Origin of the sequence: Pseudoalteromonas sp., assembly GCF_036960685.1 — a bacterium.
In the GTDB taxonomy this organism is placed as follows: Bacteria; Pseudomonadota; Gammaproteobacteria; order Enterobacterales; family Alteromonadaceae; genus Pseudoalteromonas.
Genome location: NZ_JBALXK010000004.1, coordinates 187,211 through 207,646, shown reverse-complemented (window position 1 = coordinate 207,646; position 20,436 = coordinate 187,211). Strand labels below are relative to the sequence as shown.

Sequence of the window (20,436 nt, the reverse complement as noted above, 5' to 3'; positions counted from 1 at the left end):
CTAACCGCAGGTGATTGTTTTGCCTATTTTAAATGATTTTATACTTTATTTTTACTTCACGTACGTGCAAAAAAACAGCAGTTTTAGGGAATTATAAATTTCAAAAATAAAGTGTATTTGGAATAATTTATATTGACTTGATATGTTTTTATGACTAAGTTAACACTCTGTAAAGATAAACGATAACTTAGGTCTTAGTTTAACAACTTTAAATCAGTCGTCGCTGTACAAGTAATTTGAAATATAAAAAAGGTTAAATGCTTATACTATGAATAATAAATTCCACACAATTACAACTCAATTCAAAAAATCATTACTCGCCACTTTAGTTATTTCAGCTTCTAGTACGGCTTTTGCTAATGATGCCGAGCAGCTAGATCAAGAGAAATTAACGAAAGAAGATATCGAACGCATTGAAGTAAAAGGCTACGCAGCGTCTGTTGAAAAGAGTCTTAATATGAAACGATTTGCAAACAGTGTTGTTGATGCTGTATCTGCAGAAGATATCGGTAAATTTCCGGATCAAACCGTAGCCGACGCATTGCAGCGCATTCCGGGTGTACAAGTTGAAAAAGATTTAGGCGGAGAGAGTGACCGAGTAAGTATTCGTGGTACAGCGCCTCATTTAAACATTACCTTATTAAATGGCCAAAGTGTTGCTTCAGCGACAGCATCGGCATCTATTACTCGTCCATCACGTGGTTTTAACTATTCACTTTTGCCTGCAGAATTAGTTGATACTTTAGAAGTGTTTAAGTCAGCTGAGGCTGATGTTGATGAAGGTTCTATTGGTGGCACTGTCGTGGTCAGAACACGTAAGCCGTTAGACAGTGAATCTAACTATGCCGCATTGTCAGTGAAAGCATTTCATTTTAAAAATGCCGATGAAACTAAACCCTATATTTCAGGTTTATATTCTTGGAAAAATGAAGCAGAAGACTTTGGTTTTAATGTGGGCTTTGTGCGCAAAGAACTCGCAACCCAAAGAGACAGTAAAGAGGTAAGATTTGGTTACCGTAGTACAGATGCCAATGGTGATGGCAATAATGAGTATTATCCTGGGGCTGTCGGTTATAACCGCTATGCCAGTGATTCGGATTTAAATACCCTTACGGCTACCTTGCAATACGCGCCTTCAGCAAACTTAGATATCGTATTTAATAACTTGTATTCAAAATCTGAGCATGAGTCATACGGTACTTATTCCAGTGGCTTTATATTACAAAATATTGGCAATATTGAGCAAGCCGATATTGTCGATGGTACTGTGGTTGCTGGGACTTTACCTGCCCATAATAATTTAGGCTATTACGGAAATGCCGGATACCAAGGTGAATTTAAAACTCAAGCTCACGATATTAAAGTTACCTATGCAAAAGATAACTACACTCTGACAACACAGTTTGGCTATAGTAAAGCTGAAGGTGCTGTAAGTGATGTATATTCAGAGTACTACGCAAACACTGACGCTTCGTACAGCATCGAAAATGGTATGCCTGAAGTTGTATTATCAGATTCTCTTACGCCTGCCGATTATCGCTTAGACTACAATCATAAAAATGATATAGCGAATGATTCCGATGAGAAATATGTGCAATTTGATTTTGAGTACCAACTCGATAATGATTACTTTACGGCGATAAAAACCGGGGTTAAATACCGTGAACACAGTAAAGCCGCAAACTTAATTAAAGCAAATTATCCTAAAAAGGGAGCTGACGGCAGTACCAATAATTTAGGGCAGTTTGCAACTACCACCGTTAATGATTTTATGGGCGGTGAGAATGCCATTCTATGGCAATTTGATAATGCTGCTTATAGTAATTGGATTGCTTCTACCGAGCCATCAACAGCGCCGTATGAGCACCTAGATTACACCTACGACCTACAAGAAAGCATTACTGCAGGTTACGTTAAAGCATTGTTTTCATTTAGTGATTTTCGCGGTAACTTAGGTGTTCGAGCTGTCAAAACCGATGTTGATTCGCAGTCTATGCAATACACTGGACGTAGTTTTGATCCGCAAAATATCGAAGAAGTTGACTTTTCTACTAGTTATAACGACTTCTTACCGAGTTTAAATATCGCTTATGATTACAGTGATGAAATCATCTTGCGTTTTGCAGCAGCAAAAGTGATGTCACGTCCAGATTATGACTTTTTATCAGCGCGTAAAAGTGGTTACTGTACCGAGGCAACGGGTTGTAAGGGCAATGAAGGAAATCCTGATTTAAAACCATATCGCGCTTCGCAATATGATTTATCAGCGGAATGGTATTTTAATGAATCATCTATTTTATCGTTAGCTTATTTTTATAAAGATATCGATTCATACATTACAAATAGCACCGTTGATAAAGAGTGGCTGTGGACAGATCCAGATACCGGCGTTGAAGAGCTAAGGACTTTCTTAATCACTCAGCCATTAAATGGTTTAGGCGGCGAAAACTCAGGCTTTGAAGTTAATTATACGCAAAAGCTAGGTTATGGTTTTGGCATTCAAACTAATTATACTTACTCTGATGCAGAGCTTGAGCAAACTGCAGAGCAAGTTGCTGCTGGCGAAGAAGCCGTTCTGCCTAATAATTCAGAAGATACCTTCAATGCCACAGTGTATTACGAGAATATGGGCTTTAGTGCAAGGGTTTCATATACTTATCGTTCTGAATACTTTTATACAACTTATTTAGGACTCAACCAGTACATTGATGACTTTGGTCAATATGATTTGAACCTTAGCTACAATGTTACTGATAATCTGAATGTGGTATTTCAAGCCATTAATTTAACCGATGAAGACCAGCGTTCAATGTCAAGTAACAGCACTGGCATGTCAGATAGCAATCGTCCACTTGCTATTCATAATTATGGTCGTAGATTCTTACTCGGCGCCCAGTATAAATTTTAATTCCCTCCATATACGATATAAATAGCCGATAGTTCTCACTATCGGCTATATTTTTTCACTTGTTAGGAAATCAATGATGATCCGAGTAATTTTCTCTGTGCTCATATCTGTTACTTTAATCGCTTGTCAGTCCGCTCCTTTAACACCTACTACTAAACAACAACCTAACCCGCTGCTTGCAACTATTCATACCGAAGATGTTGTTCGTGAATTTCGCGCCGCATGGGTTGCGACTGTTGCGAATATTAACTGGCCGCAGCAACCAGGCTTGCCTGTTGAAGAGCAAAAACGTCAAGCAATAAAAATATTAGATACGCTGCAAACGAATAATTTTAATACAGTTATCTTTCAAGTTCGGCCACAAGCAGATGCACTTTACCAAAGCTCTACTGAGCCATGGTCTTACTACTTAACGGGTAAGCAAGGGCAAGCGCCGGAACCTTTTTATGATCCGTTGCAATTTTGGATTGAACAAGCGCACAAACGGGGTTTAAAGCTGCATGCGTGGTTCAACCCTTATCGCGTTCATCACCCATCGGGTGGAAGTGTCAGTGAGCAGTCAATGAGTGTGCAAATGGCTGAAGATGTCGTACAGCTTAAAAATGGTATGCACTGGTTTATTCCAACTAATCAGTCTGTTATTGATTATAGTATTGCGACGTTATTAGAATTGGTAGAAAACTATGACATTGACGGCCTTCATTATGATGATTATTTTTATCCGTATCCGTCGTACAACGAAGGTGAAGACTTTCCTGATCAAAGCCAATACTTAGATTACCAAAAGCAAGGTGGCAAATTAAGTAAAGGTGATTGGCGCCGAGCAGCGGTAAATCAATTTACTAAAACGCTCTACGAGCAGGTAAAACAACTCAAGGCACATGTACAAGTGGGTATTAGCCCTTTTGGTATCTATCGTCCTAAACAACCGGCCACTATCCGTGGTTTAGATCAGTATGAAAAGCTCTATGCCGATGCCAAGCTGTGGCTAAATGAAGGCTGGCTTGATTATTTTACCCCGCAATTATATTGGTCAATTAATCAATATTCACAGAGCTACCCTGTGTTACTTGCATGGTGGCAATCACAAAATAGTAAAAACCGTCATCTGTGGCCGGGTATTAATACCTTAAAAGCAGATGATGATGCTGGAATAGACGAAGTCGTTAACCAAATTATGATCAATCGGGGCATGCTTAGCCAATCTCCTGGAGTGGTGTTTTGGAATGTAAAATCACTCGATAACGCTGATTTCTCACAGGTGATAGAAAAAGGCGTGTTTCAACACCAAGCATTATTGCCACTATCAAATTGGCTGCCAGCTAAGGAAATTAGTAAACCGACAGTGAGCTATAATCAGTATGCACAGGACACAAAATTGAGTTGGCATCACGCACAACCTAAGCTGGTATTTAAAACACTTGTCTACCTTAAATATGGTGATGATTGGCAATATAAAATTTACCCATCAATGATGCGCTCAATCACAGTGGCAAATAATAACAACGGACATCCACTTAGCCATATCCGAGTTGTTGCAGTAAGCCGTGATGAAGTGCTTAGTGAAGCAATGGAAATACAACTTGAGTAAAGTCGTGTTTAGCAAGCGAAGTGACAGACAGCAATGACAAGTGTAAACCTTGCCCCAGTACAAGCTTAATAAAAATTAAACTAAGAAAAAGCGCACCGGGCAGGGGGCGCTTTAAGGGTTTAATCCTGTGTTGCTATAGGCAATTGGGGATTAACTAAAAACTCGGTGAATAACGTACGGCAACGCCAATGGTACGGCCTATAACGCTGTAATCACTGACGGTATTGAAATGGTTTGCACCAATGTCAGGTGTTGGTGGTGCTTTATCAAACAGGTTATCAATACCAAAATTAACCGCGATGCTGTCGGTTGCTTGCCACGATGCGGCAAAGTCCATGTAATCTTGCGCATCGATTGTTTCTGATCTATCTACAGCATAGTCGACTTCGCCAATTCTGCGCCAGCCTAATTGGAAATTCATGGTATCTAGCTGCCAATCAAAGGTCGCTCGGTGTTTATAGTCAGCTTGTAAAATGCTGGCAAAATCCCCTGAACACGCGCTACCGTATGTACCTTTACAATCAACTTCGGCAACCGTGCTGTTATTTTGGCGAGTTTGTTTGGTTACAAAGTTACCTTGATATGAGAATCGAAAACGACCGCCTAACGCCATTGGTGCATCAAACACATAGTTAGCAGCGACATCAATACCTTCTTGCTCAATTGCAGCAAGGTTAAAGTCGTTTACAATCGCAGTGCTGATAAAGCCCGTGTTTGGATCGCGAAGCACAGCACCACATAATGGGTTGTTTGGATTTGGATCGTCGATATAACAGCTTTGTAATGCCGCAGCAGGTTGAATTTGACTTACCGCATCGGTTACACGAATGCTGTAGTAATCAAGTGATAGGTCAAAGCCCTCAATGTAACTTGGGGTATAAACCACTCCTAAAGTATCTGATTCTGCTTGTTCAGGCTTGATATTTGGGTTACCGCCGTAAGTATATTCGGCTGTTGTTGAGTCATACTCAGTGCCTACTGGCGGCGCGCCAAATGCCGCACATTGCGCTGCGTCCCCCGTACCTAGCAAGCATGGATCGCCATTAAAGCGACCTGCAAAGCGTGGTACAAATTGGTCACTATTTTGGTGAAATAAAGCCAATGATAACCCAGTGATCGGACTGGCGAATTCGCCTAAATTTGGTGCTCTAAATGCAGTGAGCTTATTAGCACGAATACGAATATCGTCATTAATTGCCCAGTTAATGCCAAGCTTATATGTGTCTTCGGCTTCGGTATTTGAGTAATCAGAAATACGATAAGCACCTTCAAAACTGAGCTCTTTGGCAAATGGCATATCAACTAAGATAGGCACTAAAATTTCCGCATAAAACTCGCTACTGTCAAAGCTGGCGTCCATATCAAACGCGCTAACTGACGCAAAGCTAGTGCCGTTTCTAAACGCATCCCCTGGGGTTTGTTTGCCGGTTTCTTTGCGGTATTCATAACCAATCGCAAAGTCTACATAACCTGCTGGTAGTTCAAAAAGGGCACTTGAATCGCCGGATAAGGTAGCCGCAAACACGCTCTGCGTACGCTCGCGTGTGGTATAAAGTAATGGGTCGCTAAATTCGCTTAAATCTAAATTAGGATCAAAAATATCCATGCTATTGGCAATACTGGCAAAGCGACTATTGCCACTGTTATCGATTTTATAGCCATTATTGTAAATTGTAGCGACTTCGTCAGTTTGTCCGTATTGACCATAAAGGTCATAGCGTAAGTAATCGGTAATATCGCCTTTTAAACCTAATTGAAATTGCAGTGAATCACGCACTGCTTCGGTGTTTTGTACACCTAAACCTAAGTTACGCTCAACATTAACCAGTGCATTGCCATCAGCATCAAAACTTAGTTGTTGCCGTAATTGATCAGGAATATATTGATTATCTTCAGTAAGCGTCACTTGTTCGTTAACTAGGATAGGCGTTTGGCCGCTAGCACCCGCGCCATTGACGGTCACTTTTGAATACATAGCGCGGCCATAAATGATGGCGCTATCGCTGGCATCTACATCAAATAATAATCCAGCAGAAAATCTATCCATTGGCTGAGTTAGGTAACGGTCGCCAGTAAAGTCACTGGTTTGACGATCGCTCACGACTTGCCCTGCGTCATTAATTGCTAAACTATTGCCGCTGGCAACATCGGTGTAAAACCCGCCGCTATTGATCATCGTTGCGCCGTTTTCTAAGGCATAATCACGTTCACCAGCAAGTAACTCTTTTCGCTGTGAATAGCCTAGGTAGCCTGTAATATGGCCACGGCCATCGGCAATATCGCCACCAAAAATGGCTTCAAAGTTAAGTTTTTCATTGCCGCCGTCGGCAGTTTCATAACTAGTTGAAAACTCAGCGCCGCTAAAATCATCATCCAGTACAAAATTGACCACTCCGGCAACGGCATCGGCGCCGTACACCGCAGCGGCGCCGCCCGTTAGTACATCAACGCGCTTTATTAGCCCAGCAGGGATAGTATTAACATCGACCGAGTTACGAAAACTAAATGGCACAGCGCGCGTACCGTCAATAAGTACCAGCGTACGGTTTTGACCAAGGCCACGTAAATCAATAGTTGATGAGCCAAATGAATCACCCACTGTCGCACCGGTACTATTTGCACCTGCCGCCGCTTGCGGCAATTTAGCTGTAATATCTTCAACATTTACCGCACGATCTAGGTGTATTTGCGTCTCGTCAACACTCACCACAGGGCTGCTAGAGACTAATTCTGTACGCTGAATACGCGAACCTGTGACTGTGATCACTTCAGGTTTCTTTTGTTCAACAGTTTGTTCCGCGGCTAATAATACAGGGCTGGTTGTGGAGATAATTGCCAATGCAATAGGAGACAGTAAATGCAGTGGCCGGATTGAGTTTTGTTTGCAGTATTTCATTGTCGATTCCCGTGGTTATGTATTTATTGCTATTATGGGTGTTGTTGTCGGTACACTCAGCGTGTTGATTAGTTTTAAAGCATTCTTAATGTGTTTGCAATAATTATTCTTTCAATATTTAATCTTAAGGTATAAAGTATTCCTTGTGGTTTTACTCGATTCTAAAAATAATAGTTTGATTTAAAAGGTAAATATTATGCATCAGCATATATTGAAGCTATATAGTAGTGCAAAAAAACAACAAAGATTGATAATTGGTCTGATGAGTGGCACATCACTTGATGGCCTTGATGTCGCGTTGTGTCAGATTTCAGGCCAAGGTATGGAGACTCAAATTGAAGTTCTGGCTTTTGAAACCGTTGATTATGATGATGACTACAAACAAAAAATAAAAAAGGTGTTTGCTAAGCGTGAATGTGATCTTGAGCTGGTCACTTTATTGCATCCTTGGGTAGGCACATTGCACGCTAAGATGGTGAACCAGTGTTTAGCTAAATGGGATGTAGCAGCGGCTGACATTGATGTAATTGCCAGCCACGGGCAAACTATTTACCACTGTCCTAAAAGCCAACATAGCCAAACTGACTTTAATCACGGTACTTTGCAAATAGGTGATAGCGATCATTTGGCGGTAACAACGGGTATAACAACTATTGGCGATTTTCGCCAAAAACACATTGCTGCAGGCGGCGAGGGCGCTCCTTTAGCGGTGTATGGCGATTACTTGTTTTTTACAAGCGGCGATGAAAACCGAATCTTGCTGAATATGGGGGGGATTGCTAATTTAACTTACCTGCCAAAATCTGCCGATGCCAATGCGGTGTTTAGTTCCGATATTGGCCCTGGTAATACCATTATGGACGCGTATATTCAGCGTTACTTTGCGCCACTGCATTATGATAAAGACAGTCAAGTCGCATCTCAAGGCACGGTTAATCAAGCCTTGCTAACTGAGCTTTGCGATAATGAATTTTTTAGTTTGGCGTTTCCAAAAACTACCGGTCCTGAAGTATTTAATTTGCAATATCTAGCGAGTGCGCAAGCAGCAACCAATACTACTGAGCTCACCCATCCAGATATTATGGCTACACTCAATCGCTTTTCAGCTCTGGTAATTGCAAATGCGATTAATGATTGCAGTGCAAAGCTTGATAGTGTTGCGGTTTATGCAAGTGGTGGTGGAATTCATAACCCATTACTTATGCAGCATATTTTATCTTTATGCCCACAGTTACAAACGATCAAAAACACGCACGCATTAGGTATTGATCCCGATGCTAAAGAAGCGGTGTTATTTGCCATTTTAGCAAATGAATGTTTAGCAGGAGGGCAGCAACGTTTTGGTAATCAAGCACAAGGCATTCCCACTATCACAATGGGTAAAATAAGTTTTTCTGATTAAAAAAGTGACAAAAATGAGCTACTAAAGCTGGTCATTAATTGGCGCAGAGGCTGGCTTTTTGCTGCCAATTTAGGGTTGTATTGCTCAATATAGCCTGGGCCAAACGCATTAATAATAACATCAAACTCGGCGCTGTCTTTGAGTGTTGCATGTAAACCATGCAGCATAATTTTTAATACATACTCGTCACTTTCATCACTTTGACCGATGTGGGTGAGTGTGAGTTGCACTGTGCCCGTTTCAATATCCGTCTGTGTGAGTTTATATTGCATAAAATAGCGGGCATCACGCTCCTCGATATGAGAGGCGCTAAGTGAGACAACGTCACCTTCATGGGCATCGTCAGGCAACACACATATTAGTGTGATTTCATGCTGCGCATTGGCACTTAGCTGCAAGGTATCGTACTCCATAGTGTGTGCCATGGCAGCCGAGAGTGGATCTTCAAAAGATTGCAGTGCAAAGCTCAAACGCACTAATGGGGTTGTCATTAAAGTCAGCTATCTTTTCTAAATAAATTAAATTGAATATAAATTATCCATTATTTTAATTGCAGATTTATGACTAAATTGAATAAATACTCATCGATTTTCACATGTTGAGCTAAAACAATGCGGTATCGTTTGTTTATAAGTAAGATCAAACTGCTAATTTTTAGAACTATAAATTTAATAACCATTTTTAGCATGGCATTAATCGTTAAGCGGACTTATGTGCCTGCGGTTAAAAGCACTCGTAATATACGTAAATTTGGGTATAGTCAGTTTAAAATCAATCGTTGAGATCATTATGTTTAAACGAATAGCGTTACTATTATCATTTTGTGTTGTTTCATTTTTGTCAGTTGCAGCAGATAACAAACCGTTTGCAGGCCAGATCAGCGCCGCGGATTTACTCAGCGAATACCCAAAATTTGCTAGCGAATATGAAAACTTCAGCCCAACAACGGCAGATAAAAAAGCGATGCAAGCTCTTGCTGGAAAAGATATTTTAGTATTGTTTGGGGCGTGGTGTCACGATAGTCAGCGTGAAGTGCCACGTTTACTGAAGCTACTCGATAGCAGCAATGTTGCATTAGCAAGTTTGCAACTGGTTGCACTGGGTTATGATAAACAAGACCCTGAAGGCATCGCTGGGCGCTATCAGCTAAAATATACGCCGACAATAATAGTTTCAACAGCGGGGGTTGAACTCGGCCGCTTAGTTGAAAAACCAAATGAGTCGATTGCCAGTGATTTAAGCCAATTTAATTAACTGGCTAGCTAATTAGCAACGTGCTGATTAGAATAGAGCTATTAGTTAAATAACAATAACGAGTCCCCGATGTTGCAACACGTAACCGCATTAATTGATGAGGCAAACAGTCAAGATCCTAATCACGAACTAGTAGATGGTAAAAATTGGCCTAAAGAGCAAATATATGCAGAGCGTATGACCGATATGCTAAAGCGGTTTAAACCTGACGCTGATGAACTAATGCATATTGCTGTTAGAGCGCAGCACATCAAACGCTGGTGTTCACCACGTAGTGATTTTCCGATGAATAAGCAGGGTTATCATCAGTGGCGCAGTGCGTTATATATTTTTCATGCTGATACTGTGGTTGAATTAATGCAACAAGCAGGCTGCTCTGAAGCCCAGCAACAGCGTGTTTATAACGCGGTGGCAAAAAAGCATATTAAACGTAATCCTGATAGCCAATTAGTTGAAGACATCGCAAGTTTAGTGTTTATTGAACATTACATGTTGGCGTTTGCCCAAACCAAACCAGATTACGATGAGCAAAAGTGGATTGGTATTTTACAGCGTACTTGGCAAAAAATGTCACCTCAGGCACATGACTTTGTTTTAGCAGGTAATATAACCCTACCAGCGCCGTTAGTTCCACTAATTGAAAAAGCCTTGTCTGGTGCTTAGGCTTTTGCTTAGTTTGAAAGCGCTAAGTTGCAACTTAGTCTTCACTAAGTTGCTTCGGTAACGTTTGGTTTTTTGCCAGTGTTTGTTTATCGATTATGATAGGTAATGTCATCTCCATTTTCTCAAGCGTGAGTGTAATTTGCTTTTTCAAATGTGCTTGATTTTCTAGCTGAATAACATTTACAGCATGAGCCGTTTGCAGTTTTACTTCGTTATCGATTGTTGCTTGATTTGGGCTTAATAACATCAGTGTTAGCAGTAACGTGTTCATAATCATCTCCTTATTTAAATTACCGCTAAGATAAGGAAGCTTGATGACAAAACTGTGTTTCTAATATTTCTACTAAATTAAAGTTTAATGTTGTTTTGATGAAGGACTAGGCTTGTACTAAGCAAATTAAGGTGCCTTCAATGGCACGCACATAGGCATAGTGCTGTGTTTCACGCCAGCTAGGTGGACAAAGTGGCTCAGCACCTGCGAGGACTGCTTTGTCATAGCTGGCACTGAGGTTATTGCAGATAAAGCGTAACTCAAACCCTAATGCGGGCTGTTTCGGATGAGCACGAATATAGCCTTGCTTAAAGTGGGCTTGTGCGTAGGGGTGATTTGCAAATGCTATTTTTACCGCGCCCGACCTAAGTTCACCATACTCAGCATTATCACTGACTGATGATGTGCTCAAACCAAATGCTTGATAATAAAAGTCTAAGGTTTCTTCAACGTTATCTACGTAGATAACCTGATTCACTAACTCCATTAATTACTCTCTGCCGTTCTTCATTCTATAAATAAAGCACATTTTGAACGCCTTCGCGAGCTAACCCATAAGTAAACTACTTAATTTAGACATAAAAAAGCCTTGTAAAGGACAACTCTACAAGGCTTAATTTTTTACAGCTTACAGCTTACAGCTTACAGCTTACAGCTCGATCATTTATTGCGGTTTTCTTTACTAAATGCGCGGATCTTACGTTTTTGCGAAAGAGTCACTTTATTAGTACGTCCTGCAAATGGGTTATCACCTTCTCTAAATTCGATTTTGATAGGTGTGCCCATAATTTTTAACGCTTTACGGTAGTAGTTCATTAGGTAGCGTTTATAGCTGTCTGGTAAATCGTGAACTTGGTTACCGTGAATTACGATACGTGGTGGGTTATAACCGCCAGCGTGCGCGTATTTAAGCTTAACACGACGACCACGAACCAGCGGTGGCTGGTGATCAGCTTGTGCCATATCCATGATACGGCGTAGCATTGCAGTGCTAATACGTTTAGTTGCTGATTCGTATGCTTCGTCAATCGACTCAAATAAGTGACCAACACCTGTACCATGCAGTGCTGAGATAAAGTGCAGGCGAGCAAAGTCGATAAAGCCTAGGCGGCGATCAAGCTCTGATTTAATACGATCTTTCACGTAGTCATCAAGGCCATCCCATTTATTTACCGCGATAACCAGTGAACGGCCTGAATTCAGCGCAAAACCAAGTAAACTGAGGTCTTGATCTGAAATACCATCACGGGCATCAACAACCAACAGCACTACGTTACAATCTTCGATTGCTTGTAGGGTTTTGATCACTGAGAATTTCTCAACCACGTCACTGACTTTCTTACGTTTACGAACACCTGCGGTGTCGATCAGTACGTATTCTTTCTCGTTACGAGTCATTGGGATATAAATCGAGTCACGCGTTGTGCCTGGCATATCGTAAACAATAACGCGTTCTTCACCTAATATACGATTAGTTAGCGTTGACTTACCTACGTTAGGACGGCCGATAATAGCGAGCTTTACTGGCTTATCCGCAAATGCTTCATGCGCAGTTGAGTCTTCATCATCTTCAGAATATAAATCGATTAACTCGTCGTCATCGCCTTTACCATCATCATTTTGTGCACTCAGCTCTGCTAGCAAAGGCTGTAAAGTGTGCTCAAGTAATAAGGTAATACCACGACCATGAGCGGCTGCAATATGGTGTACTTCGCCTAATGACAATTGATAGAACTCAGCACAGTTCGAATCGGCATCAATACCATCGGTTTTATTGGCAACAACAAAGCTTTTCTTTTCTTGTTTACGTAAATGATTGGCAATAGCTTGATCGGCTACAGTCATACCTACGCGGGCATCAACTAAGAATAATACGATGTCAGCTTCTTCAATCGCCAGTAGCGATTGATCAGCCATTTCGATTTCGATGCCTTCTTCAGAACCATCAATACCGCCCGTGTCTACCACGATAAATTCATAGCCATCGTAATTAGCTTGGCCGTATTTTCGATCTCGAGTTAAGCCAGGGAAATCGGCAACGAGTGCATCACGAGTACGTGTTAAACGGTTAAATAATGTGGATTTGCCCACATTGGGTCGCCCAACTAGAGCGATCACGGGAAGCATAAACTACCTCTTAAAAAAACAACAAAAGGCTTCGCATAGCGAAGCCTTACAAAAAATAAATTAGCTATTAATAAATTATAGCTATTTTAGCAAATTAGTTTGGTATTTTTACCGCGCTAATTTCACCGTCTCGGGTGTATAAAATCAGTTTATCGTCTGCAACAACTGGCTCAATAAAAAAGCCTGAGCTGTCGAAGTCTTCACGCGATACCAGCTCGCCTGATTCTTTATTTAGCCAATGTAAGTTACCTTCTTGATCGCCCATGGCTAAATAATTTCCTGCTACCGCAGGCCCTGTTAAGTACCAACCACGAAGGGCCGGTTGGCTCCAGCGTTCAATGCCAGAGGTTTTATCTAGTGCGTAAACAACGCCGTCACTATCTACAACATAGATAGTCTGTGCGTCCATGGCAATTTCACGGTAACTGCTGTACTCACGTTTCCACACGACGTTACCAGAGCGAATGTCTACCGCTGCTAAGTTACCATTATAGGCAATAGCATAGGCATATGGGCCGCTGATCAAAGGCTGGGTATCAACATCTACTAAACGTTCGAATTCCGACGCGCCTTTGGGTGTTGCAATTTCAGCACTCCATGCAGAGTAACCGCTATCAGAAATGAGTACGCTTAACTTGCCGGTTTCAAGGCCAATTAATACTCCGCCATTAGCGACGATAGGTGAGCTTTGACCACGTAGTGTTAACGGCGGTACTTCTTGCTCATGGCTCCAACGCTCTTCACCGGTATCTGGGTGCAGGGCGAGTAATTTACCAGAACCTAAGTTAACGAATATAAGGCCATCGCCCGCAGCTGGTTTTGCGAGTACTTCACCTGGCACTTTTTTGCGCCAAACAATTTCACCTGTTTCGCGGTCAAGGGCGAGTAAATAACCATGCTCTGAACCGATAAAAATTTTACCATAGGCTTGCAAAATACCGCCTGATAATTTGGCACTGATATCGCTTTCCCAAGGCCAGAAGCTTGAGTTTTCGCGGATGTCGGTTTCCCAAATCGTGTCGCCATTTTCAAGCGACAGGGCTTCTACTTCACCATCACGACTTGCTACAAAAACACGGTCTTTATATACCGCTGGTGTTAAGCGTGAAAAATAGTGCTCAACACCATCGCCAATGCTTTCTTGCCAGACAACGTTGGTTTCAAACTGATTAACGATTTCTGGCAAGACGAGTTCTTCTTCATCGCTTGATGAACAACCTACTAAGGTGGCCATACATAACGCTATACTTGCCGCTGTTAATTTTTTCATGGTAACCCCTTACGCCGCTGGGCTAGTTACTGCTAAGTCATCAAGTTTGATTTGCAATAATGGGTTATTTTCAAGACCACCCGCATCTGCGGCCGCTTGATATGCTGTACGCGCTTGGTTTACATCGCCTTGAGCGGTGTAAATATCACCCTTAAGCTCAGCAACAGTCGCTGTAAATGACTCAGCAAACTCGCCATTTAGCGTCGTTAATGCTTGGTCGTATTGCTGTTGGGCAATTTGCACACGTGCTAAGCGAGTAGTCGCGGTTGCTTTTAAATCAGCGTTGTTTACGTTTTCTACAACCCAGCTAAGTTTTTCACTCGCTACATCAAGTTGGTCTTTTTCTACAGCTTCTTTTGCTGCAACAAAAGCTGCAAGTACGCTGTAATTAGTGTCTTTGTGCTCGGCGATAAACGTATCGGCTGCACCTAACACGGCACCACCTTCAACAAGCTGAGTGTACGCATCAGAGGCGTTTTCAGCAGTTGTGATTTGACTTTGGTTATAAGCTTTCCAGCCATACAGGCCGCCTAAACCAATGGCGACACCCAATGCTAGTGATAAACCATTTTCACGGAAAAAACGTTTGATCGCTTCTGCTTGTTGTTCTTCTGTTGAATAAATATCCATTCTTACCTCGTCTTTTTTAGCTGTTCACAAGCTCAGCTAAAAGCGTTTTAATTTGTTCTAATTCTAAGGTGACTTGTTCTTTACGCTCACGTAAATACTTAACTGTCACTACGCCTTGTTCTAATTCATCTTCGCCGATAATCAGTGCAACTAGCGCATCACTTTTATCTGCGCGTTTAAGTTGTTTCTTAAAGTTGCCACCGCCAGCATGTACCATAATACGCAAGCCAGGTACTTCAGCGCGTAATTTAGCGGCAATAATAGGTGCTTGAATACTGGCTTTATCACCCATCGCAGCCAAATATACATCAGCGCTGCGGCGAATGTCACCCACGCATTCTAATGCTTGTAACATTAACACTAAACGTTCCAGGCCCATAGCAAAGCCAACCGCAGGCGTTGTTTTGCCACCAAGCTGCTCAACTAAACCATCGTAGCGGCCACCGGCACATACAGTACCTTGTGCGCCAAGGCTATCTGTTACCCACTCAAAAACAGTGCGGTTATAGTAATCAAGACCACGGACTAACTTTTCGTTAACCGTGTATATGACGCCCGCTGCGTCTAAACGTTCACATAAATTTTCGAAATGTTCTTTTGATTCAGCATCTAAGTGCTCAGACAGTTTAGGAGCATCAGTTAAAATAGCTTGTACATCAGGGTTTTTGCTATCTAGTACGCGCAGTGGATTGGTATGCATACGACGTTTTGAGTCTTCATCGAGGGCATCAACGTGCTGTTCTAAATAAACAACCAGTGCATCGCGATACTGAGCGCGCGCTTCATTCGAGCCTAAAGAATTCAACTCTAAACGAACGTGCTCGCTGATGCCAAACTGCTTCCATAACTGAGCCGTTAATAAAATAACTTCAGCATCAATATCTGCACTGGCAATACCAAAGGTCTCAAGACCAAATTGGTGGAACTGGCGGTAACGACCTTTTTGTGGACGTTCATGGCGAAACATTGGGCCCATATACCAAAGGCGTTGCTCTTGGTTATACAGTAAACCATTTTGATTACCAGCACGAACGCACACTGCGGTGCCTTCTGGACGCAGTGTTAAACTGTCGCCATTGTGATCAGCAAAGGTGTACATTTCTTTTTCAACGATATCGGTAACTTCACCAATTGAGCGTTTAAAAAGATCGGTTGATTCTACAATTGGAAAACGAATTTCTTGATAACCGAATGAGGCTACAGTCTCGCGTAAGATGTTTTCTACTTTCTGCCAAACTTGAGTATCGCCCGGCAGACAATCGTTCATTCCACGTATTGCCTGAATTTGTTTTGCCACTGCTAAATCCTAAAAACTGTGTTTGTGTAATAAACAAGACTACACAATAAGAATGCTAAAAATTGACCCGCTATTATAGCTGGCATGCGTGCGGCAAACCACCCAGTTTGCCGACTATATTAACTTTATTCGACGATTTTAATGTCGATTGGGGTCTGTTTTTCTTTTTGAGCGATAAAGTCGCGTACATAACCTTCCAGTTGATCAACAATATTGTTGTTATCAATTCGGGCTTTTTGACGTTCACCATTAATATAAAGGCCAGAACGACGGTTTGCACCAGCTAAACCAATATCGCTTACTAACGCTTCGCCTGGACCATTGACCACACAGCCAATCACCGAAACTGACACTGGTTCGATGATATCTTCCAAGCGCTCTTCAAGCTGGTTCATGGTACTGACTACATCAAACTCTTGACGAGAACAACTTGGGCAAGCAATAAAGTTAATCCCACGCGAACGAATGCGTAATGATTTTAAAATATCAAAACCGACTTTGATCTCTTGCACAGGATCTGCTGCTAGTGATACACGTAAAGTATCACCTATCCCTTCAGCTAACAGCATACCTAAACCAACAGCTGATTTTACTGAGCCTGAGCGCATGCCGCCTGCTTCAGTAATACCTAAGTGCAAAGGTTGGTCGATTTCTTTAGCGAGTAGACGATAGGCGCCCACGGCTAAAAATACGTCGGATGCTTTCACTGAAATCTTAAACTGATCAAAGTCTAAACGACGCAGTATATCAACATGGCGCATGGCTGATTCAAGTAAGGCTTCAGGTGTTGGTTCGCCATATTTCTCTTGCAAATCGCGCTCTAATGAGCCGCCATTGACACCAATACGAATTGGAATATTGTGCTCACGAGCTGCATCGACTACCGCACGAATACGTTCTTCGCTACCAATATTACCTGGGTTGATGCGCAAACAATCAACCCCGTATTTTGCTACTTTTAACGCAATACGGTAATCAAAGTGAATGTCTGCAACCAATGGAATAGTCACTTGCTCTTTAATACTTTTAAATGCTTCTGCAGCATCCATAGTTGGTACAGAAACGCGTACTATATCGGCGCCGGCATCTTGGATTGCTTGAATTTGTGCAACGGTGGCATCAACATCCATAGTGTCGGTGTTGGTCATTGATTGCACAGCGATTGGTGCACCATCTCCGATAGGGACATTGCCGACGTTAATACGCGTTGATTTTCTGCGTTTAATTGGAGATTCTGAAAACATAACGACTACTCTGCTAACGGTAAATTAAATTTTGCTAAACGGTTTTTTGGAAAATTTGAAATATCAACTTTTTCACCATTGAGGGTGATATCAACAGCTTGGTGTTTTCCCAGTACGACAGAAAAAGGTAGATGTCCAGTGACAGTCATCTCATAGCCTGCTTTTTTGACACCAAACGCCACTTTATCTCCTTTACCATCATGGATCTCAACCCAGCTTTCTTCATTGAAATGCATAACAATCGTGCCGAGTCCATCCGCTTTCGGCTGGCTCGCTGTTATTGCTGGTTCAGTTGTATCGGCTTGAGTTGCTTGCTGCTCATCTAGCTGCTCATCGAGTTGTTCATCAGCTGGGGTTGCAAAGTCATCAATGGCCTCATCGGGACCCGCTTGCTCAAGTTGTGAAACAAGCACTGTATCAGGCTTCTGCTCGGGCAAAGTGATTGTACTTTCAGGCGTATTATTTATTGACGGTGTCACAACTTGCTTATCAATAGGAGCCGAGTTTTGCCACCACCATACTGCTGAAGAGCCAATAACAATCGCTAAAATAGCGTAACTTACTAGCATTAAGCGATTATCGTGCGCTTCTTTTTCTGTTCGCTTAGAAAAGCTTTGCATATTGGTTTTTTTAAAGGTTTCCTGCGGCTCTGGAAACAAGGCCATGATGACCGCTGTATCTAGATTAAACTCACGACAATAACTTTTAGTATAGCCTTTAATAAAAGTCGCAGGGCCGATTAAGTGGTGTTCGTCATTTTCAAGACGTTGTAATTGCAACACCGATAATTTTAAATTTTTAGCCAGCTCTTCAAGACTGACATCCGCTTGCTCTCGACTACTTTTTAAAGTTTGGCCAAGGGTTAAGCTGGTTGTTTCCGTATTTTCATCATTCATAATGCGTATGATTCAGGGTCCACTAGTAATAGTCTATGCCCAGGTTTAAGTGCAACATCTGGGCTTAATTTATTCCATCGCATTAACTGATCAATTAACAAACGACGCTTGGTGGCAATACTGTATAAGGTATCGCCGGTGTTAATCTCGTAATATATATTTGGATCATTGAGATAAATTTTTGTCCCATTGATCACCCGATCAGATTCTTTCAACGCATTCCATTGCAGTAATTTTTGTAGTTTAACATTGTATCGCACTGAAATGCTAAATAGGTTTTCACCATCTTGTAAAACATGGTAAGGCGTTGTCAATTGCGGGATCTGCGAGTTTAGCAACGGCGCTTGGGTATTTTGTTGTGGATCTTGAAAGCGGACCTCAGGTTGAGAGCTGCTGTTTGAACCAGAAAACACGGCCGCATCTCGTTGTGGCTGATAAAAAACAACTTTTTCACCGTCGCTTAAATCATTGCCAAACTGGGATTGATTTGTTGCTATCGGTTGGCTGTTTTTTGCTATGCTTAGATTGTCGGCAGCCGCACCAAAAGACACTATTTTAACCCCGTCTTGTGACTTATTTACGCGAGTTGACGTCTGCGATGACGGCGTTGTTGCTAAATGCACGGTTGGAACGGCTAATGCTTTTTCAACCTGTTCATCAGATGAGAGTGACGCAATATCTATCATTTGCGCATCGTTTGTGGTCGTTTTAGCAGGTACTTGCACAATTTCCAGCGCAGACATCACCGCTGCCGCGTCATTGCTTTGTACCGTTTGCTTGGTTGTTGTGTCAGCGCTGCTTGGCAGTGCTACAGCGACAGTCGCCGTATTTAAAGCGGCTACGACAGAGCCGGTATCCACAGGGGGTGCAAATGTTTGCATAGCCGTACTTTGCACTGTGCTGTTTTGAACCTCTGCAATCACAGGTGTTACTAAGCTGGCGTTTAACTCAGCACTGTTTGCATTAGCTGTGCTCTGAGTTGTGGCTGTTGTTTGAGCCGCTATTTCTTGCGCCGTCGTACTAGTTGTTGGCGCTTTTTTCTTTTTTATAATGCGTATTTGCGGTGCTGAGTTCACCTCTCCCGCAGGGCTATTTGCTTGTAATTCATCTAATTTCGCTTGGCGATATTGCGAGCGCAGCATTTCAAACTCACTGCGTTTAGTTTGTTGTTCACGAATAAGCCTTGCTTCACTTGAGGTCGGGTAAGTTTGTAATATGGTGGCGGCTGTGGTTTCTGCTTTTTCAATATGGCCCATGCGTTGTTCAACTAAATAGCTGAGTAATAATGAGCGAGAGGATACTTGGCCACTGTTTTCATAACGCAGCAGCACTTCTTTTGCTTTGTGTAAGTCACTTTTTGCGTAATACAAGGCGGCTAAGCTGATCAGTGATGAGGCACGCATTGAGCTGTGGTTAATCGCTGATTTAAAATAGTTTTCTGCATTATCAAAGTCATCAAATTCAATAGCGCACAACGCTAAGTTTTCATAACTTTCAGCAACACGAATATAGCTGGGGATTTCAATGGCTTTTAGCAATTGTTCAGTGGCACGGTCATACTCGCCAATACCGCATAAAAATACCCCATAGTTATTGCGTGTGTTCGGATCGTTGGGATCAATTTTTATCGCTTTTTGATAGGCTTTGTCTGCCAGTACGTTTTCGCCGACTTGTTGATAATAATATGCAAACGAGTAGTGGACTTCAGGAAGATCGGGAGAGAATGCGGCGGCTCGTTCTAGGTTATACTTTGCTTGTGAGCTGTTCCCTGTACTCAAATACTCTAGTGCTAAGGCAATACGGGTGCGAGCTGCGCCGGTATTATTGATTTTATTTTCAACAACGGGTTTGTCATTGCCATCATAACTATTTTCAGTTACACATCCTGTTAAAGCTAATGCACTGATAGTTATAGCAAGTAAAGATCGCATTACTTCGTCTCTTTATTAGTGTCCATGGCGCTATATTACCGAAAAGCCCTTATGTT

General features: G+C 42.0%; 16 protein-coding genes. 5 read left to right on the top strand and 11 right to left on the bottom strand.

Annotated features, from left to right (window positions below):
* The first annotated feature begins 268 nt into the window (after positions 1 to 268).
* Positions 269 to 2,908 carry a TonB-dependent receptor gene (locus V7783_RS05920; RefSeq protein ID WP_335677925.1) on the top strand — a complete coding sequence of 880 codons (2,640 nt, stop codon included), beginning with the start codon at positions 269 to 271 and terminating at the stop codon, positions 2,906 to 2,908.
* Positions 2,909 to 2,981: 73 nt separating this feature from the next.
* The gene (locus V7783_RS05915) at positions 2,982 to 4,499 is read left to right on the top strand and encodes a glycoside hydrolase family 10 protein (protein WP_335677924.1); all 1,518 of its coding nucleotides are present in this window, start codon (positions 2,982 to 2,984) and stop codon (positions 4,497 to 4,499) included.
* Between the two features lie 154 nt (positions 4,500 to 4,653).
* Here V7783_RS05915 and V7783_RS05910 read toward each other — a convergent pair whose 3' ends face one another.
* The gene (locus V7783_RS05910; RefSeq protein WP_335677923.1) at positions 4,654 to 7,395 is read right to left on the bottom strand and encodes a TonB-dependent receptor domain-containing protein; all 2,742 of its coding nucleotides are present in this window, start codon (positions 7,393 to 7,395) and stop codon (positions 4,654 to 4,656) included.
* 196 nt (positions 7,396 to 7,591) lie between these two features.
* Here V7783_RS05910 and V7783_RS05905 point away from each other — a divergent pair, with 196 nt between their 5' ends.
* On the top strand, positions 7,592 to 8,797 hold the full coding sequence (locus V7783_RS05905) for an anhydro-N-acetylmuramic acid kinase (RefSeq protein WP_335677922.1): 1,206 nt from the start codon (positions 7,592 to 7,594) through the stop codon (positions 8,795 to 8,797).
* Here the strand turns inward: V7783_RS05905 and V7783_RS05900 are convergent.
* Complete coding sequence (locus V7783_RS05900) at positions 8,794 to 9,288, bottom strand: hypothetical protein (RefSeq protein ID WP_335677921.1); 495 nt, start codon at positions 9,286 to 9,288, stop codon at positions 8,794 to 8,796. The two genes, V7783_RS05905 and V7783_RS05900, sit on opposite strands and share 4 nt — an antisense overlap.
* 298 nt (positions 9,289 to 9,586) lie before the next feature.
* Here V7783_RS05900 and V7783_RS05895 point away from each other — a divergent pair, with 298 nt between their 5' ends.
* Both V7783_RS05895 and V7783_RS05890 read left to right on the top strand, forming a co-directional pair.
* A complete protein-coding gene (locus tag V7783_RS05895; RefSeq protein ID WP_335677920.1) occupies positions 9,587 to 10,051 on the top strand; it encodes a TlpA family protein disulfide reductase in 465 nt (154 codons plus the stop codon).
* A 69-nt stretch (positions 10,052 to 10,120) separates the two neighbouring features.
* Positions 10,121 to 10,714 (top strand): DUF4202 domain-containing protein, encoded by a 594-nt coding sequence (locus tag V7783_RS05890; protein ID WP_335677919.1) that lies wholly within the window; start codon positions 10,121 to 10,123, stop codon positions 10,712 to 10,714.
* A gap of 34 nt (positions 10,715 to 10,748) precedes the next feature.
* On the opposite strand, the gene V7783_RS05885 is transcribed toward V7783_RS05890, so the two are convergent.
* The 9 genes from V7783_RS05885 to pilW form a co-directional block, all read right to left on the bottom strand.
* Positions 10,749 to 10,985: a hypothetical protein gene (locus tag V7783_RS05885; RefSeq protein ID WP_335677918.1), complete on the bottom strand. Its 237-nt coding sequence runs from the start codon at positions 10,983 to 10,985 to the stop codon at positions 10,749 to 10,751.
* Between the two features lie 106 nt (positions 10,986 to 11,091).
* Positions 11,092 to 11,472 carry a VOC family protein gene (locus V7783_RS05880; protein ID WP_335677917.1) on the bottom strand — a complete coding sequence of 127 codons (381 nt, stop codon included), beginning with the start codon at positions 11,470 to 11,472 and terminating at the stop codon, positions 11,092 to 11,094.
* 173 nt (positions 11,473 to 11,645) lie between these two features.
* Positions 11,646 to 13,112 carry a ribosome biogenesis GTPase Der gene (gene der, locus V7783_RS05875; protein WP_064664664.1) on the bottom strand — a complete coding sequence of 489 codons (1,467 nt, stop codon included), beginning with the start codon at positions 13,110 to 13,112 and terminating at the stop codon, positions 11,646 to 11,648.
* A gap of 94 nt (positions 13,113 to 13,206) precedes the next feature.
* Positions 13,207 to 14,382, bottom strand: coding sequence for an outer membrane protein assembly factor BamB (gene bamB / locus V7783_RS05870; RefSeq protein ID WP_192541995.1), 1,176 nt, complete (start codon positions 14,380 to 14,382; stop codon positions 13,207 to 13,209).
* A 9-nt stretch (positions 14,383 to 14,391) separates the two neighbouring features.
* Complete coding sequence (locus V7783_RS05865) at positions 14,392 to 15,012, bottom strand: YfgM family protein (RefSeq protein ID WP_192541994.1); 621 nt, start codon at positions 15,010 to 15,012, stop codon at positions 14,392 to 14,394.
* Positions 15,013 to 15,028: 16 nt separating this feature from the next.
* On the bottom strand, positions 15,029 to 16,309 hold the full coding sequence (gene hisS / locus V7783_RS05860; protein ID WP_064664661.1) for a histidine--tRNA ligase: 1,281 nt from the start codon (positions 16,307 to 16,309) through the stop codon (positions 15,029 to 15,031).
* Between the two features lie 125 nt (positions 16,310 to 16,434).
* Entirely contained in the window at positions 16,435 to 17,553 is a 1,119-nt protein-coding gene (gene ispG / locus V7783_RS05855; RefSeq protein WP_064664660.1) for a flavodoxin-dependent (E)-4-hydroxy-3-methylbut-2-enyl-diphosphate synthase, read from the bottom strand.
* A 5-nt stretch (positions 17,554 to 17,558) separates the two neighbouring features.
* Positions 17,559 to 18,449, bottom strand: a complete 891-nt coding sequence (locus V7783_RS05850) for a RodZ domain-containing protein (RefSeq protein WP_192541992.1) — start codon at positions 18,447 to 18,449, stop codon at positions 17,559 to 17,561.
* Complete coding sequence (gene pilW, locus V7783_RS05845; protein ID WP_335677916.1) at positions 18,446 to 20,380, bottom strand: type IV pilus biogenesis/stability protein PilW; 1,935 nt, start codon at positions 20,378 to 20,380, stop codon at positions 18,446 to 18,448. Before pilW ends, V7783_RS05850 begins: the two co-directional genes overlap by 4 nt.
* Between the last annotated feature and the right edge of the window lie 56 nt (positions 20,381 to 20,436).

What these genes read in the sequence shown, in the direction of transcription:
- V7783_RS05920 (WP_335677925.1), top strand. Translation starts at nt 269, where the DNA reads ATGAATAATAAATTCCACACAATTACAACTCAATTCAAAAAATCATTA.
- V7783_RS05915 (WP_335677924.1), top strand. Translation starts at nt 2,982, where the DNA reads ATGATGATCCGAGTAATTTTCTCTGTGCTCATATCTGTTACTTTAATC.
- V7783_RS05910 (WP_335677923.1), bottom strand. Translation starts at nt 7,395, where the DNA reads ATGAAATACTGCAAACAAAACTCAATCCGGCCACTGCATTTACTGTCT.
- V7783_RS05905 (WP_335677922.1), top strand. Translation starts at nt 7,592, where the DNA reads ATGCATCAGCATATATTGAAGCTATATAGTAGTGCAAAAAAACAACAA.
- V7783_RS05900 (WP_335677921.1), bottom strand. Translation starts at nt 9,288, where the DNA reads ATGACAACCCCATTAGTGCGTTTGAGCTTTGCACTGCAATCTTTTGAA.
- V7783_RS05895 (WP_335677920.1), top strand. Translation starts at nt 9,587, where the DNA reads ATGTTTAAACGAATAGCGTTACTATTATCATTTTGTGTTGTTTCATTT.
- V7783_RS05890 (WP_335677919.1), top strand. Translation starts at nt 10,121, where the DNA reads ATGTTGCAACACGTAACCGCATTAATTGATGAGGCAAACAGTCAAGAT.
- V7783_RS05885 (WP_335677918.1), bottom strand. Translation starts at nt 10,985, where the DNA reads ATGAACACGTTACTGCTAACACTGATGTTATTAAGCCCAAATCAAGCA.
- V7783_RS05880 (WP_335677917.1), bottom strand. Translation starts at nt 11,472, where the DNA reads ATGGAGTTAGTGAATCAGGTTATCTACGTAGATAACGTTGAAGAAACC.
- der (WP_064664664.1), bottom strand. Translation starts at nt 13,112, where the DNA reads ATGCTTCCCGTGATCGCTCTAGTTGGGCGACCCAATGTGGGCAAATCC.
- bamB (WP_192541995.1), bottom strand. Translation starts at nt 14,382, where the DNA reads ATGAAAAAATTAACAGCGGCAAGTATAGCGTTATGTATGGCCACCTTA.
- V7783_RS05865 (WP_192541994.1), bottom strand. Translation starts at nt 15,012, where the DNA reads ATGGATATTTATTCAACAGAAGAACAACAAGCAGAAGCGATCAAACGT.
- ispG (WP_064664660.1), bottom strand. Translation starts at nt 17,553, where the DNA reads ATGTTTTCAGAATCTCCAATTAAACGCAGAAAATCAACGCGTATTAAC.
- V7783_RS05850 (WP_192541992.1), bottom strand. Translation starts at nt 18,449, where the DNA reads ATGAATGATGAAAATACGGAAACAACCAGCTTAACCCTTGGCCAAACT.
- pilW (WP_335677916.1), bottom strand. Translation starts at nt 20,380, where the DNA reads ATGCGATCTTTACTTGCTATAACTATCAGTGCATTAGCTTTAACAGGA.